Source organism: Eggerthia catenaformis OT 569 = DSM 20559 (assembly GCF_000340375.1).
GTDB lineage: Bacteria > Bacillota_I > Bacilli_A > Erysipelotrichales > Coprobacillaceae > Eggerthia > Eggerthia catenaformis.
In genome coordinates this window covers 238065-252978 of record NZ_KB446649.1, presented here as the reverse complement: position 1 = coordinate 252978, position 14914 = coordinate 238065, and the positions used below count along the sequence as shown (strand labels likewise).

Annotated in this window: 19 protein-coding genes and 1 other annotated feature; of the genes, 14 read left to right on the top strand and 5 right to left on the bottom strand. The window is 31.1% G+C overall.

Translation table 11 applies throughout. The annotated features are described in order from the left end of the window. Positions 1 to 12 precede the first annotated feature (12 nt). On the bottom strand, positions 13 to 318 hold the full coding sequence (locus HMPREF9943_RS08385) for a hypothetical protein (protein WP_004803937.1): 306 nt from the start codon (positions 316 to 318) through the stop codon (positions 13 to 15). Between the two features lie 127 nt (positions 319 to 445). Here HMPREF9943_RS08385 and HMPREF9943_RS08380 point away from each other — a divergent pair, with 127 nt between their 5' ends. Next, positions 446 to 1714 (top strand): M15 family metallopeptidase, encoded by a 1269-nt coding sequence (locus HMPREF9943_RS08380; protein ID WP_004803935.1) that lies wholly within the window; start codon positions 446 to 448, stop codon positions 1712 to 1714. Positions 1715 to 1737: 23 nt separating this feature from the next. Here the strand turns inward: HMPREF9943_RS08380 and brxF are convergent, their stop codons facing one another. From brxF to HMPREF9943_RS08365, 3 genes are all read right to left on the bottom strand, one after another. Beyond that, entirely contained in the window at positions 1738 to 2157 is a 420-nt protein-coding gene (gene brxF / locus HMPREF9943_RS08375) for a BREX-3 system P-loop-containing protein BrxF (protein WP_004803933.1), read from the bottom strand. 131 nt (positions 2158 to 2288) lie between these two features. After that, a complete protein-coding gene (locus HMPREF9943_RS08370) occupies positions 2289 to 2495 on the bottom strand; it encodes a cold-shock protein (RefSeq protein WP_004803931.1) in 207 nt (68 codons plus the stop codon). Positions 2496 to 2903: 408 nt separating this feature from the next. Then, complete coding sequence (locus HMPREF9943_RS08365; protein WP_004803929.1) at positions 2904 to 3542, bottom strand: hypothetical protein; 639 nt, start codon at positions 3540 to 3542, stop codon at positions 2904 to 2906. A 516-nt stretch (positions 3543 to 4058) separates the two neighbouring features. Here HMPREF9943_RS08365 and HMPREF9943_RS08355 point away from each other — a divergent pair. The 8 genes from HMPREF9943_RS08355 to rplT all read left to right on the top strand — a co-directional run bounded on the left by HMPREF9943_RS08355 (position 4059) and on the right by rplT (position 10833). Beyond that, positions 4059 to 5276, top strand: a complete 1218-nt coding sequence (locus HMPREF9943_RS08355; RefSeq protein WP_004803926.1) for an aminopeptidase — start codon at positions 4059 to 4061, stop codon at positions 5274 to 5276. An 80-nt stretch (positions 5277 to 5356) separates the two neighbouring features. After that, positions 5357 to 6952 carry a peptide chain release factor 3 gene (locus HMPREF9943_RS08350; RefSeq protein ID WP_004803924.1) on the top strand — a complete coding sequence of 532 codons (1596 nt, stop codon included), beginning with the start codon at positions 5357 to 5359 and terminating at the stop codon, positions 6950 to 6952. Then, positions 6949 to 7581: a phosphatase PAP2 family protein gene (locus HMPREF9943_RS08345; protein WP_004803922.1), complete on the top strand. Its 633-nt coding sequence runs from the start codon at positions 6949 to 6951 to the stop codon at positions 7579 to 7581. The genes HMPREF9943_RS08350 and HMPREF9943_RS08345 overlap by 4 nt, the downstream gene beginning before the upstream one ends. Positions 7582 to 7631: 50 nt before the next feature. Then, complete coding sequence (locus tag HMPREF9943_RS08340; protein ID WP_004803920.1) at positions 7632 to 8726, top strand: glycerate kinase family protein; 1095 nt, start codon at positions 7632 to 7634, stop codon at positions 8724 to 8726. Continuing rightward, on the top strand, positions 8713 to 9528 hold the full coding sequence (locus tag HMPREF9943_RS08335; protein ID WP_004803919.1) for an RluA family pseudouridine synthase: 816 nt from the start codon (positions 8713 to 8715) through the stop codon (positions 9526 to 9528). Before HMPREF9943_RS08340 ends, HMPREF9943_RS08335 begins: the two co-directional genes overlap by 14 nt. 174 nt (positions 9529 to 9702) lie before the next feature. After that, complete coding sequence (gene infC / locus HMPREF9943_RS08330) at positions 9703 to 10257, top strand: translation initiation factor IF-3 (RefSeq protein ID WP_004803916.1); 555 nt, start codon at positions 9703 to 9705, stop codon at positions 10255 to 10257. A gap of 12 nt (positions 10258 to 10269) precedes the next feature. Beyond that, a complete protein-coding gene (gene rpmI, locus HMPREF9943_RS08325) occupies positions 10270 to 10464 on the top strand; it encodes a 50S ribosomal protein L35 (RefSeq protein WP_004803913.1) in 195 nt (64 codons plus the stop codon). A 12-nt stretch (positions 10465 to 10476) separates the two neighbouring features. Beyond that, positions 10477 to 10833 carry a 50S ribosomal protein L20 gene (rplT, locus tag HMPREF9943_RS08320; protein ID WP_004803910.1) on the top strand — a complete coding sequence of 119 codons (357 nt, stop codon included), beginning with the start codon at positions 10477 to 10479 and terminating at the stop codon, positions 10831 to 10833. A 338-nt stretch (positions 10834 to 11171) separates the two neighbouring features. Here rplT and HMPREF9943_RS08315 read toward each other — a convergent pair whose 3' ends face one another. Beyond that, positions 11172 to 11795, bottom strand: a complete 624-nt coding sequence (locus HMPREF9943_RS08315; protein ID WP_004803908.1) for a DUF4230 domain-containing protein — start codon at positions 11793 to 11795, stop codon at positions 11172 to 11174. A 99-nt stretch (positions 11796 to 11894) separates the two neighbouring features. On the opposite strand from HMPREF9943_RS08315, the gene HMPREF9943_RS08310 reads away from it, so the two are divergent. Genes HMPREF9943_RS08310 through HMPREF9943_RS10105 form a run of 5 tightly spaced genes read left to right on the top strand, consistent with a single transcriptional unit; the run spans position 11895 to position 14653 of the window. Then, a complete protein-coding gene (locus HMPREF9943_RS08310) occupies positions 11895 to 12554 on the top strand; it encodes a M48 family metallopeptidase (protein WP_004803907.1) in 660 nt (219 codons plus the stop codon). After that, on the top strand, positions 12551 to 13267 hold the full coding sequence (locus HMPREF9943_RS08305) for a TrmH family RNA methyltransferase (RefSeq protein ID WP_004803904.1): 717 nt from the start codon (positions 12551 to 12553) through the stop codon (positions 13265 to 13267). The genes HMPREF9943_RS08310 and HMPREF9943_RS08305 overlap by 4 nt, the downstream gene beginning before the upstream one ends. 9 nt (positions 13268 to 13276) lie before the next feature. Continuing rightward, positions 13277 to 13555 (top strand): acylphosphatase, encoded by a 279-nt coding sequence (locus tag HMPREF9943_RS08300; protein ID WP_004803901.1) that lies wholly within the window; start codon positions 13277 to 13279, stop codon positions 13553 to 13555. A 12-nt stretch (positions 13556 to 13567) separates the two neighbouring features. Next, on the top strand, positions 13568 to 14302 hold the full coding sequence (gene srtB / locus HMPREF9943_RS08295; RefSeq protein WP_004803900.1) for a class B sortase: 735 nt from the start codon (positions 13568 to 13570) through the stop codon (positions 14300 to 14302). After that, positions 14303 to 14653 (top strand): diacylglycerol kinase family protein, encoded by a 351-nt coding sequence (locus tag HMPREF9943_RS10105; protein ID WP_004803898.1) that lies wholly within the window; start codon positions 14303 to 14305, stop codon positions 14651 to 14653. A 38-nt stretch (positions 14654 to 14691) separates the two neighbouring features. Next, positions 14692 to 14889: a binding site (T-box leader), on the top strand. The last annotated feature ends 25 nt before the right edge of the window (positions 14890 to 14914 follow it).

Genomic DNA, 14914 nt, shown 5'->3' with positions numbered 1-14914 from the left:
AAGAATAATCTATTATTCTTCCTCTTCTTTTTTTTCTTTATTTTTCTTTTTTCTTCTTATATTTACTATAATGGCACAAATAATAATGACTACAAGCACAGAAGCTGATGAAATATAGAAAGTATTCATTAAAGCAGGTACTTTAAATAATTTTGTATACTCTATAAGGCTTCTAACACTAATTGCAATAGCCATACCGCTAGAAGCTGCACCTGCTAGTGCCAATAAAGCTTTAGCCCACTTAGGAAGCATTTCAGTAAATAAGATATCAATCGCAAGAACGCATAATGCAATAAATATGCTAATAACAAAACGCATAGGGATTCCTCCTTTAGTCTTTTATTAAAGTATCATAATTTAGACTGCTTTGCAATAAGCATTTTTATATAGAAATATTTTATAACATGTGTTATAAATAAAACTAAGATTATGAGGTGATTATTAAATGTTCAAAAGAAATAAAAGAAGCTATTCCTATAGTGCCTATGGCTATGGAAGAAAACGAGGACTTAGAATAAAATGGAATCGTATAATTCCGGCAGGTATTGCTGTACTTGCAATACTGGTGATAGTAGTAGTTTTTAATCTTTCACGTATCAGGCTGGCTTTTAAGGGCTATTCATTTTCTCAACAGTCAGAAATCCTGGAATTTACTAGTGATAAGATAAATATGATATTAAGTTATGATAAACTGGATCATATTAAAGATTGGATTAGCCATGGCACAAAGGTTAAGTACTATGATGATTATGAAAAGTATATAAAAATACATCAGGATCTGTCTCCAAAAGATGTTGTAAAAACAGTAGATAATATTATGGCTAATTATATGTCAGGACTAAAGGAACTGGGATATAGTGAAAATAATGTTTGGGATGTATTGAAAACCGCAAGTATTGAAGATTTGGAATATTTAATCAGTAAACAGTATTCCTATAGTACTATTAAGCCTTATATGTCTGTATATGGCTTTAAGTTTAAAGATATGGAACAGTATATTAAAGCCTATGCATCTTCTCAGAATTATAGCTATGCGGTTCTTACGACAACTTATCCATTTATTATTGATGTAAGTAAAATAAAGTCTTCTTATACTATTCAGAATCCAGCTGAATATTTAACACTAGTTAAAAAAGGATTACTGCTTCCTTCAACTTATGAACCTAAGGATTTAGTTACACCGGATAAGAAATACACCGCTTATAAGATGAATAAGGATCAGCCGTCTGATTATCAATTAAGAAAAGAGGCTTATGAGGCTTATACACAGCTTTATAATGATGCTAATAAAGAAGGATATACAATCTTATTAAATAGTGCCTATCGTTCTTATAAAACTCAGCAGAAACTGTATCAGGAAATATTAAATAAGTATGGAGGACTCTATGCTAAAGAGCATGTTGCTCAGCCGGGAATAAGTGAACATCAGACCGGCTTAGGTGTGGATTTTACATCACAGTCTGTAGTAGATAAGAAAAGACTTGTCTTTGGAGATACTAAGGAATATCAGTGGGTAGTTAAGAATTGTTATAAATATGGTTTTATTTTAAGATATAGAGAAGGAACATCAAAGATTACAGGTATATCTCATGAGCCTTGGCATTTTCGTTATGTAGGCAAACAGGCTGCTAAGATTATTCATGAAAAAGGATATACTTTAGAAGAATATTGTCTTTATTATAATAAGCTTCCAAAAATTAAAGAAAACAAATAAAAAGGGCTCCTTAGCCCTTTTTATTATACAATAATATATCTAAATGAACCATCTAGAGGATAGATTTCTTCCTGACCATTGACAATATGAGTCAGCTGACCATCTTCGATGAATCCGTTCCATGTTGTTACAACCATCACATCTTTACTTAAATCTTTAATTAAATCCATTAATTCAGTATCCTTTGATGCTTTATAGAATGCCTTTTTATTATCTAGAAGCAATACATCAAAACGATAGCTTTTTAAAAAGTCTTTCATCGTTTTTTTCAAGTCTTCAGTATCAGAGGAGATAATCTTGGAAAAATCAAGAATAGGGATACCTGTATTACTTGAATATTCATGAATGATTTTAGATTTACCGCTTCCTGGCTTACCTATAATAAGCACCAGTTTGTTTCCTTCCTTAGTGGCTGTTTCAAGTGTGTTTAATAAATTGTCCATTTTGGTTGTTAACCTCCTTATGTAATTTTATCTATAATTCTATTATAAGGGCTTGCAGAGAGAAAACAAAGGAAAATTTTAAATAAATGAAAAATAAAAAGAAGGAAGCTCCTTCTTTTTATGATTTATGATTATTCAACAACTGTTACATTAGAAGCCTGTGGTCCACGATCACCTTCAACAATATCAAAGCTTACTGTCTGACCTTCTTCTAATGTTCTGAACCCATCACTGTTAATTGCTGAGTAATGAACAAAGATATCTTTGCTCTGATCCTCAACGGTAATGAATCCATAACCTTTATCTGCCTTAAACCATTTTACTTTACCTGTAGTCATACTTGCTACCTCCTATAAACTTGCCAATACACAACTTAACTTTTTATCCCCGTATTACTTTCATAATTTAGACTATAGTATTGCCTATGTATAGCTAAAAAGAGTATATCATAGAAAAATATATCTGACAACAAAATTGTTGATAACAAAAAAAGCTCTATGTTATTATGCAATAGATGTGAAATATATTCTGTATAAAAAGGGCTTAAGTCATGAAAAGTATAACACAGAATAATGCATATTCTTCCTCATGAACTGAAAACAAAAATTCATGAAGAAAAAAAGAAATTTGATGAGTAAATATATAAAAATTTCCTTACCTGTTTTCGGAAAGTCAGTCTATTGGAAAAAGAAATCTGTTGCCGAAGGTTGTTTCGGCAACAGATTGATATTTACAAACGTATATAATTAAGTATACATACTATTTAAATTGAATGTTACACTTAATTTTCTGGAACCTCCCATGCCGGAAACATATATAGTCACGTCTAGTATTGAATATGGAGGCATAGATGACATATACAATCCGTAATCATCACTTACAGATTTGCTCCAGCTTGAAACTGTAGGATAAAATATACCACCTTCACCTGAACCGGGATTCCCCCAGCTAACCCTTTTGTTAGCAGCATAAAAATATCCCTTGTTTATGACAGAACCTGTTACACGGGTAATCTTCACATCTGATCCCTTTAAATACCATCTTAGACCTGTAGTAATTATTATATCACTGTCTATAGTAGCTGAGCCATTTTCTTCTTTTCGTGATTTTATTTTTTTATCAAAAGTGCTTTCCAAGTATTTGGCTAAACTGACAGTAGCTTCAGAGTTTCTTTCTATAGACTTTATACCAAGAACACTCTTACTTGCTTGTGGAATCTTAAAAACTGTATTTCTTATTTCTTTCTTAAAATTCCATGTTTTATTAGAATCCGGATCAGTAATAACGATCAATAATATCTTAGAATAATTTTCTGCATTAACCGGAACAATCATAAAGCAAAAGAATAAAGCGAAGGAAATAAATCCTGCAAATATTTTTTTCATAATATCTTCTCCTACTTATTTTTGTCAAAAATTATTATTAAATTATAAATCCACAAAATAATGAATAAGATATACTGTCCAATCTTTGTTACAAATATCCATAAGTTATGGTATATAGTATTCATTAAATACATATAATGAGCTTCATAATAAAAACGGTAGAAAATCATTATTAAGAATAATATTAAGATAATAATTGAAAAAATCAAACGTTTCTTCTTAATCATGTGCATCACCTCAAATATAATATTAGTTATCCAATGCTTTTAACTCCACATTACAACCATCCCCTTTATCAAATAACTATCTTTAGAATTATTATATATTATTTTTTATTTGAATAATATAATATTTAAAATAATTAAAATAAAAAATTTGTAGCTTTACAATAGATGTGAAATATATTCTGTATAAAAAGGGCTTAAGTCATGAAAAGTATGACACAGAATAAATACAGGATATTTACTTTGAAAATAAGAAAGATCTTAATAAAAAATGAAAAGGAAGGATAATCAAATGTTAGAGAAATATGCCGGACTAATAGTGAGAAAAGGTGTTAATCTTCAAAAAGATCAGATACTTGTCGTTACCGGTGATGTCTGTAATCATCGGCTTGTAAAAGCAATTGCTAAAGAAGCATATCAGATAGGAGCAAAAGATGTTATTCCTTATTATACTGATGATAAGATTTCTTTATTAAGATATGAGCATAATGAGAGAGAATATTTTAAAGAAGTACCTTTATATTTATCGGACTTAAGGAATGAATATGCTAAAAAGAATGCCGCTGTTATTATGGTCACATCAGAGAATCCTGATTTGTTTAAAGAGATTGATCCATTAAAAATAAGTACCCATTCTATCGCCATGCATCAAGCATGCAAGCTATTCTATGATCATTTAGATATGATGATTGATCGGTGGTGTATTGTGGGAGCATCTTCAATTGAATGGGCAAATAAGGTCTTTCCTGAAATGAGTGATCAAGAAGCATTAGAAGCACTGTGGCAAGCTATTTATCATGCCTGTAAAGTAGATCAGGATGATCCTTTATCAGCATGGGAAATACATAGACAGTCATTTACTGAAAGAATCAATTATCTTAACAGTTTGCAGTTAGAGACATTATATTATCAGAATTCTTTAGGTACTTCATTGGAGATAGGAATGAATTCGGGTTATTTATTTGCCGGAGGAGGAAGCTATACAGCTGATGGTATCTATTCTTTTCCAAATATTCCTACTGAGGAAATCTTTACATCTCCTAATTATAAGAAAGCTAATGGAATTGCTTATGCTTCTAAGCCTCTTAACTATCATGGAACATTGGTTAAAGATTTCTTTATTGAATTAAAGGATGGAAAGATTATTAACTATGATGCTAAAGAAGGGAAAGAAGTCTTAAAAAGTATTATTGAGACAGATGAAGGATCACATTATTTAGGAGAGATAGCTTTGGTACCTTATCATTCTCCTATCAGTGATATGAATATTTTATTCTATAATACATTGTATGATGAAAATGCTGCCTGTCATTTAGCTATCGGTAAAGGATTTAGTGAATGTATTAAAGATGGTTTATCAATGAATAAGGAAAAGCTAAAAGAACAGGGTATTAATGATTCTTTAACACATGTAGATTTTATGATTGGAACAGAGGATTTATCTATTAAAGGAAAAACTGTTCAAGGAGAATGCGTTGATATCTTTGTGAATGGTGATTTTGCTTTTTAATGATGTTAGTAAAATTATTCTATTTACTAAATTGACAAATGAATATTTATTCTTTAGAATTGACAAAGCTGGAGGTTACTATGTCAGAATTCACAGATAAAGTAAAAAAAAGACGTACATTTGCGATTATTTCTCATCCTGATGCCGGTAAAACGACATTGACTGAAAAGTTTTTATTATATGGCGGAGCTATTGCTGAAGCTGGAATGGTTAAGGGCAAACAGAATATGCGTCATGCTGTATCGGACTGGATGGAAATTGAAAAACAGAGAGGTATTTCTGTTACCAGTTCTGTATTACAGTTTAATTATCATAATTATTGCATTAATATCTTAGATACACCGGGTCATCAGGATTTCTCAGAAGACACTTATCGTACTTTGATGGCAGCTGATTCAGCTGTGATGGTGATTGATGCTTCCAAGGGTGTCGAAGATCAGACCAGAAAGTTGTTTAAGGTCTGTGCAATGAGACATATTCCTATTTTTACTTTTATTAATAAATTGGATAGAGAAGCGAAAGATCCTTATGAACTAATGGAGGAAATAGAAGCAGAGCTGGGAGTAGAAACATGTGCTGTCAACTGGCCTATTGGCAGTGGTAAACAATTTAAAGGTGTTTATGAAAGAAAAAATAAACAGGTTATCTGTTTTAGTGCTGTTGATGGATATCGGCGAGAAGTAAAAGAAGATATTAGAGATATTACTGATCCATCAATTAAAGAGCTACTAGAAGATAATCAGTATGAAATACTGATGGATGATGTTGATTTATTAGATGGAGCAGGAGCTGAATTTGATTTAAATAAGATTAGAAGAGGAGAGCAGTCTCCTGTCTGTTTTGGGTCAGCTCTTACTAATTTTGGTGTAGAACCATTTCTTCAGCATTTCTTAGATTTTTCTATGCCGCCATCTCCTCGAATGAGTGATATTGGTGAAATAGATCCTTTATCAGAAGATTTCAGCGCATTTGTTTTTAAGATTCAGGCAAATATGAATTCAAGACATCGTGATAGAATGGCTTTTATGAGAATTACATCAGGAACCTTTGAAAAAGGTATGGAAGTCTTCCATATGCAAGGGAATAAGAAGATTAAGCTGAATCAGTCCAAACAGCTTTTAGCTGATGACAGAGAAGAAATTAAAGAAGCTTATTCAGGGGATATTATTGGAATTTTTGATCCGGGTATATTCTCTATCGGTGATACATTAACAGTACCATCAAAGAAATTTAAGTTTGAAGGTATTCCTACATTTGCTCCTGAACATTTTGCATCAATCAGAAATAAAGATACAATGAAAAGAAAGCAATTTGTTAAGGGAGTAACTCAAATTGCTCAAGAGGGAGCTATTCAGATCTTTACTGATATGGGTGGAGGAATGGAACAGATTTATGTAGGTGTTGTAGGGGTTTTACAGTTTGAAGTATTAGCTTATCGTTTATTAAATGAATATAATGTTGAAATTGTAAATACACCGCTTTCTTATCAGTATGTTAGATGGATAGAAAATGAAGGATTAAATTTGAAAGCATTAAATCTCTCTTCTGATACTAAAATTGTTGAAGACTTAAGAGGAAGAAGTTTATTATTATTTAGTAATCAATGGGGAATTAACTGGGCAGAAGATAAAAATAAGGAACTTATACTTACGGAGTTTTCAAAAAACATATCATGAGAAAATATCATTTAAAATACTGGTGGACATTACTATATTTTGTTGTTTATCTATTAGGTTTTTTCTTAATAGAAAGATTGACCGGAACTGTTGTTCATGATCTTACAACATCATTTGATAGACATGTTCCCTTTATTTCTCATTTTATTTATTTTTATTATCTTTGGTTCCCATTTATCTTCTATACTTTTGTAAGACTCTTCTTCGATTATAAAGAAGACTATCTCAAAATGATTACTTTCTTATATACAGGAATGACTCTATTTGTTTTAGTCAGTGCTGTTTATCCTAATGGATTAAGTATTAGACCTGTCTTGGTTCATCCTAAGAATATTTCTGAATATCTGGTATCTCTTATTTATATGGCAGATACACCTACTAATGTTCTTCCTAGTATTCATGTTTATAATTCTATTGGCATGGCAATTGCTATTTATTCTGTTAAAACACTGCCTGTTTACGAAAGAGTAGGTTCATTGTTTTTAGGAATAATGATTACTATCTCAACTGTTTTTGTAAAGCAGCACGGTATTATAGATGTGTTATCTGCTTTGATTCTGGCATATATTATGTATGTGATTGTTTATAAGAAAGAGTTCTATTTTTTGAAACGAAACGAATCTGTATAGGTTCGTTTTTATTTTGCTTAAATTATGATAATATAAAATAGGGTGATACTATGAAAATACTAGCAGCATTTGACTCATTTAAAGAAAGTATGAGTGCAATAGAAGCAGGAGAAGCTGTTAAGAAAGCATCTTGTCATACAGTTATTATTAAAGCATTAGCTGATGGGGGAGAAGGAACTATGGATGCTGTTAATGATTATTTGAAAGGTAATATTCATACGGTAGAAGTAACAGGTCCGTTATTTGAAAAAACATCAGCAAGACTGTCTATCTGTAATGATCTGGCAATCATTGAATCAGCTCAGGCATGCGGTCTTGATTTATTAACAGAAGAAAAGAAAAATGCTCTTTTAACAACAACCTATGGAGTAGGAGAAATGATTCTCTATGCATATAATCATCAAGTTAGAAACTTTATGATTACTTTAGGTGGATCATCGACTAATGATGGTGGAGCAGGCATGCTTTCAGCTTTAGGTATTCGTTTTTATAATAAAGAGAAGCATCTTATGATCCCGACAGCTCGTTCGCTTAAAGATATTGATGAAATTGATCTTTCTGAATATCTTCTTAAGGACTGTCACTTTATAGCAGCATGTGATGTAACAAATCCTTTAACCGGAATAGAAGGAGCTACATATATTTTTGGACCTCAAAAGAAAATAAAAAAAGAAGATCTTCAAGAAGTAGATAAAGGAATGAGTCATTATGCTGATAAGACTGCTTATATTTTAAATAAAGATAATCGTGCTTATCCTGGAGCGGGAGCTGCCGGAGGATTAGGCTTTGCGATAGTCTCTTATTTAAATGGTCAATTAAAATCAGGCTTTGATATGGTAGCTTCCTATACTTGTCTGGAAGAAGCTATTAAAGAGGCAGATATTATCTTTACCGGAGAAGGAAAAATGGATCGGCAGACTCTACAAGGCAAAACACCTTTTGGTGTTTTACAGCTTGCTAAAAAATATCATAAGAAAGTGATTGCTTTTAGCGGTAGAGTAGAGGATAAAGAACTTCTTTTAAAAGCCGGATTTGAGAATGTTTATTGTATTAATCATGAAGATCTTCCTTTAAAGGAATTGCTAAAGAAAGGAAAGGATAACCTCTATTTAGAGGTTAAAAGATATTGTGATGAATACCTATAAAGTAAAAGAAAACACCAATGTACTTAATTATTTAATGATATTGGGATATAATAAAACAAAGGCAAAAGCTTTATTAAAATACCGACAGGTTCTTGTGAACGGGAATCCGGCTGTATTTAATACAGCTGTTGCTATGGATGATACACTTACTATTATAAAGAATAAAGAGTCATCTTTAGATATTATATATGAAGATAAAGACATACTTGTGATTAATAAGCCTAGTGGCTTATTAAGTGAGAGAACTGCTCATGTACATGATAAAACAGCATTTATGTATGCAAAAGACTATTTAAGTAAAAAACATGAAACAGTTTATCTTGTACATCGGTTAGATAAGGAAACGAGCGGTGTGCTGATGTTTATAAAAAACAAGAAACTTTATGAAGAATTAACATCTCACTGGAATGATTATGTTACAACAAGAAGCTATATAGCAATAGTGGAAGGCTTACTTAAAGAAGAAGGGAAGATTGATAAGAGTCTTTTGGAAAATAAAGGACAAACAGTTTATATCTCAAAAGAAGGAAAAAAAGCTATAACTTTATATAAATCATTAAGCTATAATAAAAGCTATTCTTATATCCATCTTCAGTTAAAGACAGGAAGAAAGAATCAGATTCGTGTACATATGTCTTCAATAGGACATCCTGTTGCCGGTGATAAGAAATATGGAGCAAAGTCAAATCCAATCAAACGATTAGCTTTACATGCTGACAGATTTGGCTTTGTTCATCCTTTTACTCATCAGAAAATGGAATTCTATGCTCCTGTTCCTGAATCTTTTAAGAAATTTAAATAGAAATAGCTTGACTTTATAAATTATTTGGTATAAGTTAAACAAGTAAATAAATATAGTGGAAAGAAGAAGTACCCCTTCTCGCCCGATTGATGAAGTCGATGGGCAAATGTCACTAAGAGAGAAACTCTTGAGGATAAGTGGGTACATTATGTATCCGCTTTTTATTTGATAAGTATGGAGGTGGCTTTTATCAGAAAATTTGACAGAACAAAACCTAAGAAAGCAGAAGACCCAATCAATGAAAATATTCGCTTTAAAGAAGTGTTAGTTATTGATTCTAATGGGAATCAGTTAGGTGTTATGAACAGAAATGAAGGAATCAATAAGGCTTATGATCAGGATTTAGATTTAGTGTGTGTCGCACCTAAAGCTAAACCGCCTGTTTGTAGAATTATGGATTATGGAAAATATCGCTTTGAACAGCAGAAGAAAATAAGAGAACAGAAAAAGAATTCTAAGGCTGTTTCTTTAAAAGAAACACAACTTTCGCCTACTATTGATGTTCATGACAAAAATGTAAAATTAAAGAGAACTATTAAGTGGCTGGAGGATGGAAGCAAGGTTAAAGTTGTTGTTAGATTTAGAGGACGTCAGTTGGCTCACATTGATATTGGGCAAAAGATTCTTGATGATTTTGTTGCTGAATGTGAGGAATACTGTAATGTTGAAAAGCCAGCAAAAATGGAAGGCAGAATGCTGATTGCTATTCTGGCTCCAAAGAAAAAGTAGGAGGATATATATATGCCAAAAATGAAAACACACAGTGGTCTTAAGAAACGTTTAAAAAAGACAGGTAGCGGTAAGTTCAAACGTGGTCATGCTTATGTTTCACACTTATCTCACAATAAGACTCATAAACAGAAAAAGCACTTAGCAAAAGCTGCACTGGTGCATCCATCAGATATGAAGAGAATTAAAACTCGTTTAGGTAAGTAAGGAGGAGCAAAAATGGCTAGAGTAAAAGGCGGATATACTACAAGACGCAGAAGAAAGAAAATATTAAAGCTTGCTAAAGGTTATTTTGGAAGCAAACATGCATTATATAGAACTGCTCATGAACAGGTCATGCATTCATTAAAATATGCATACAGAGACAGAAGAAATTTAAAGAGAGAAATGAGAAGATTATGGATTGCCCGTATCAATGCGGCAGCAAGAATGAACGATTTATCTTACTCAGTATTAATGCATGGCTTAAAGCTTGCTAATGTTGAAATCAATAGAAAAATGCTATCAGAAATCGCAATTGCCGATCCTGAAGGATTTACGGCAATCTGTAATAAAGCTAAAGATGCTTTAAAATAAACAACTGAAGATTAATCTTCGGTTTTTTTATTTCTCAGTATAAAGAACAGAATTTACTAAAATAGAATGCCGGAAGAGAGTCTATTAGAGAAATATCTTGATGAGTGTTCAGGAGGACAAAGACAGAGAATAGCTATTACAATAGCACATACTCAATGATGAACCTACAGACAATTTAGATTCAAAGAATCCCCATATTTAAAGATGGCAGTATTGCTGAAACAATCGAAGAGGATCTTTATCACAGAAGTAATGTTTTTATAAGAGTGTAGATATTAATTCAGCAGAATCATAAAAATTATTTATAAAGTAAGAGTCATACCATGGTGATATGACTCTTACTTTGTAATATATTTAATTTTATATTCTTTAAGATTATATAGTTTTCCAATAAATCCTTGAATAACAGGCTTAGCATTTTCTTGCGCATTCTTTAATAATCCATTTGCGATTGCATCTTTCTGTGCTCTTTTTTTCATATTTTTGAAAGCTATATTATTTTCTTTAAGACGAATACGAGTAAAAATACCGTTCTGCTCATGATAAATTTTAAGTGAATCTTCCTTTACCTCAATACTTAGTACTTTGGCTTTAGGAATAGTTACTTTAATTTCTTTATTATTTTCACTAACTGAACAAACAATATTTTTAAAATCAAATCCCGCTTTAATAATTGTATCATAACTGTAAATATATTTTGTTTGAGTGAAAGGTATTGTTATTCCAAAAAGATCAACAGTTTTATCAGCGACATCAACAGTTGTTACATAAGCTGACTGAGTAGCTAATTCACCAATGTTTTCAAAACCTAATTTTGTTGATTTTGAATCAGTAAAGAAAACTTTCTTAATACCTATTGCTCCTATACTTAAAATAAAAACCAATGCAATCACAATAATGCCTTTAATACCGATAGATTTAATAAAGGAACCGATCTTTTTTAGTATCTTCTTTATATTCATAATATCCCCCTTAGATATATTATATATAAGTTTAATATTTTTAGGAAGATGAATAATAAGATGTTTTGCATTTTTTAAATTTCTTAATATAATAGATTTATGAATAAAATTAAATTGAATGGACAAGAATACGATTGTCTTATAAAATATAAGAAAATAAAATCTATGACTGTTAGAGTTATAGGAGGGAGATTAGAGGTAAGTGTTCCTAATCAGACATTATTAGCAGATATTGAATCTTTTCTTATCAAGAATCAAAATAAGCTCATTAATGCTTTGGAATCCTTTGAACCTTATTATGATTTAAAAGATAATGGCTTTATTATTCTTTTTGGAAAAAAATATTCTATTAAAGTAAGAGATCTTGGCAAAAATGAATGTTATTTTCATGGTCATTATCTTTATATTTATACCAAAAATATTAAAAAAGCAGTCAATGATTATCTCAGTTCTTTGTTGTTTGATTATATTGATAATAGAATTGATGAATATCTTTTAAAGGATTTTCATTTTAATAAACCTCAGATTATTATTAAATATTATAAATCAAGATGGGGAAGCTGTTATTATAATGAAAATAAAGTAAGTTTTAACAGTACTCTTGTTCATCTCAGAAAAGAGATTATTGATTCAGTAATTATACATGAGCTATGTCATTTTATAGTATCTGATCATTCTAAATCTTTTTATCAAGAAGTCTATCAGAGAATGCCTGACTATGATATAAGACATGCCTATTTAAAAGGAAAGAATATATGATTATTACATCACTATCTAATCCTTTGATTAAGAAAATCATGGGATTAAAAACAAAGAAGAATAGAATTATAAATCATCAGTATTTGGTGGAAGGTAAGCATATGGTAGAAGAAGCACTTTTATCAGGAGTGGTGGATGTGGTGATTACAACTGATAAGAATGTAAAGGATGCGACAATAGTAAATGAAAATATAATGAAGAAGATTGCATTTACAAAAAATCCGCAACCTTATATGGCTATTTGTCATAAGCGCAAATCTTATTTGGATACAGAAAACAAAAGAACATTGATCTTAGATGATATTCAGGATCCCGGTAATTTAGGAACACTGATAAGAACGGCTCTGGCATTTGGGTTTAATCAGATAGTTTTATCAGAGGATACTGTTGATGTATATAATGATAAAGTTTTACGAGCTACTCAGGGAGCTATTTATAGAGTGAATATTGTAAATGGGGCTTTAGAAAGAATTATACCGGAACTTCAAAAATCAGGTGTTTATGTAGCGGCTTCCACTCTTGATGATGCATCGAATATAGATAACATAGAAAATTATGATAAAATGGCTATTGTATTAGGGAATGAAGGGAATGGCATGCATGCTCATATTATTGAATTATGTAATCAGTCTCTTTATATACCTATTAGTAATATGGAATCTTTAAATGTTGCGATTGCTGGCGGTATTATTATGTATAAATACAGAAAGTAGGTTATTCATATGATAAGAAGACATTATTATTTTAGTGGAATGGTACAAGGTGTAGGTTTTCGATACAGATGTTTAAGTATAGCTGAAAGTTTGAAATTAAGCGGATGGGTAAGAAATATGTACGATGGAAGAGTAGAAGCAGAAATACAGGGAGAGGAAGCTTCTCTAGATGAGTTTCTTTATCAGATTCATCATCAGCCTTGGATATCTATTACTGATATTGAAATAGAGAATAGAAGTGTTGTAAAAAATGAAAAGGGCTTTAGAGTAGTCTATCGTGTACAATAGAGGAGAAATAGAATGTTTGATAAAATAAGAAAAGTATTGCTTATAGTATGTGTTGGAGTATTTTTATATGCTTCTTTTAACTTGGGAAAGATCTTCTACGATTATTATCAGGTTGATAAACAAACAGAAGAGATTAAAGATGAATATGTTAAGCCTAAAGAGAATAAGAAATCAGTGGAAAATCCTTTAGAAAGAAAAATTGATTTTGTATCATTAAAGAAAAGAAACAAAGATGTTGCAGGATGGATTTATATTCCCGGAACAAGAATTGATGAAGTAATTTTGCATGGAAAAACAAATGATACTTATATTCATACTACGATTGATAAGAAATATAGCTTTGCGGGTGAAGTTTTTATGGATAGTATTAATAAGCCTGACTTTACTGATTCTCAGACTATTATTTATGGTCATAATATGAAAAACGGTTCTCGTTTTGCAGCACTTAGAAAATTTTCTAATAAAGAGTTTTTTGATAAGAATCCTTATGTTTATATTTATTTGCCTGATGGCTCTATTTACGTTTATTCAGTATATGTAATTAAAAAAGTTAATGCTACAGAAGATAAGTATTATACAAATAATGTGGATTATAATAAGTATATCAAACAGCTTCAGTCAGGAGCTGTACATACAAGAAGTGTTTCTAATAAGAAAGCGCCATTAGTTTTACTTTCAACATGTGTAGCTGCTTCCGGGGAAGCAAGATGGGTAGTGGGCGGACGCTTAGAAAAGGTTGTGAAATAAATGAAAGGACCTTTGTATAAAAGTTTTTATTATGCTTTTAATGGTATTGGTGAGACTTTTAGAAGAGAACGTAATTTTAAGATTCATATAATATTTATGGTTGCGGTTATTATCTGTGGGATTTATTTTCAGATAAAGATGTATGAGTGGCTGATTTGTTTTCTTTTATTTGCTTTAGTGCTTTCTTTAGAAATAGTGAATACATCTATTGAAGCAATTGTCGATTTAGCTAGTCCGGATTACCATCCTTTAGCAAAGACAGCTAAAGACTGTAGTGCCGGTGCTGTTCTAGTATCGGCTATCTTTGCAGCTGTTATTGGACTCATAATCTTTATACCTTATATTTTATAAGTAAGTCTTGTCATAATAAAAAAAATAGCTATAATATAGGTAATGCGAAGATAAGGATAAGTAAATAGATATTTTATTTTAAGAGAGGAAACGATTGCTGAGAAGTTTCTAAATGATTATCTATTGAATTCACCTTGGAGTGCGATTAATACTCGCCGTGATACTGCGTTAATGTGAATTAAGAGCGTATATGATATACGAATTAGGATGGTACCGCGATTATTGTCGTTCCTAAAAGGAACGGCTTTTTATATTTTAGGA

What these genes read in the sequence shown, in the direction of transcription:
- HMPREF9943_RS08385 (WP_004803937.1), bottom strand. Translation starts at nt 318, where the DNA reads ATGCGTTTTGTTATTAGCATATTTATTGCATTATGCGTTCTTGCGATT.
- HMPREF9943_RS08380 (WP_004803935.1), top strand. Translation starts at nt 446, where the DNA reads ATGTTCAAAAGAAATAAAAGAAGCTATTCCTATAGTGCCTATGGCTAT.
- brxF (WP_004803933.1), bottom strand. Translation starts at nt 2,157, where the DNA reads ATGGACAATTTATTAAACACACTTGAAACAGCCACTAAGGAAGGAAAC.
- HMPREF9943_RS08370 (WP_004803931.1), bottom strand. Translation starts at nt 2,495, where the DNA reads ATGACTACAGGTAAAGTAAAATGGTTTAAGGCAGATAAAGGTTATGGA.
- HMPREF9943_RS08365 (WP_004803929.1), bottom strand. Translation starts at nt 3,542, where the DNA reads ATGAAAAAAATATTTGCAGGATTTATTTCCTTCGCTTTATTCTTTTGC.
- HMPREF9943_RS08355 (WP_004803926.1), top strand. Translation starts at nt 4,059, where the DNA reads ATGTTAGAGAAATATGCCGGACTAATAGTGAGAAAAGGTGTTAATCTT.
- HMPREF9943_RS08350 (WP_004803924.1), top strand. Translation starts at nt 5,357, where the DNA reads ATGTCAGAATTCACAGATAAAGTAAAAAAAAGACGTACATTTGCGATT.
- HMPREF9943_RS08345 (WP_004803922.1), top strand. Translation starts at nt 6,949, where the DNA reads ATGAGAAAATATCATTTAAAATACTGGTGGACATTACTATATTTTGTT.
- HMPREF9943_RS08340 (WP_004803920.1), top strand. Translation starts at nt 7,632, where the DNA reads ATGAAAATACTAGCAGCATTTGACTCATTTAAAGAAAGTATGAGTGCA.
- HMPREF9943_RS08335 (WP_004803919.1), top strand. Translation starts at nt 8,713, where the DNA reads ATGAATACCTATAAAGTAAAAGAAAACACCAATGTACTTAATTATTTA.
- infC (WP_004803916.1), top strand. Translation starts at nt 9,703, where the DNA reads ATGGAGGTGGCTTTTATCAGAAAATTTGACAGAACAAAACCTAAGAAA.
- rpmI (WP_004803913.1), top strand. Translation starts at nt 10,270, where the DNA reads ATGCCAAAAATGAAAACACACAGTGGTCTTAAGAAACGTTTAAAAAAG.
- rplT (WP_004803910.1), top strand. Translation starts at nt 10,477, where the DNA reads ATGGCTAGAGTAAAAGGCGGATATACTACAAGACGCAGAAGAAAGAAA.
- HMPREF9943_RS08315 (WP_004803908.1), bottom strand. Translation starts at nt 11,795, where the DNA reads ATGAATATAAAGAAGATACTAAAAAAGATCGGTTCCTTTATTAAATCT.
- HMPREF9943_RS08310 (WP_004803907.1), top strand. Translation starts at nt 11,895, where the DNA reads ATGAATAAAATTAAATTGAATGGACAAGAATACGATTGTCTTATAAAA.
- HMPREF9943_RS08305 (WP_004803904.1), top strand. Translation starts at nt 12,551, where the DNA reads ATGATTATTACATCACTATCTAATCCTTTGATTAAGAAAATCATGGGA.
- HMPREF9943_RS08300 (WP_004803901.1), top strand. Translation starts at nt 13,277, where the DNA reads ATGATAAGAAGACATTATTATTTTAGTGGAATGGTACAAGGTGTAGGT.
- srtB (WP_004803900.1), top strand. Translation starts at nt 13,568, where the DNA reads ATGTTTGATAAAATAAGAAAAGTATTGCTTATAGTATGTGTTGGAGTA.
- HMPREF9943_RS10105 (WP_004803898.1), top strand. Translation starts at nt 14,303, where the DNA reads ATGAAAGGACCTTTGTATAAAAGTTTTTATTATGCTTTTAATGGTATT.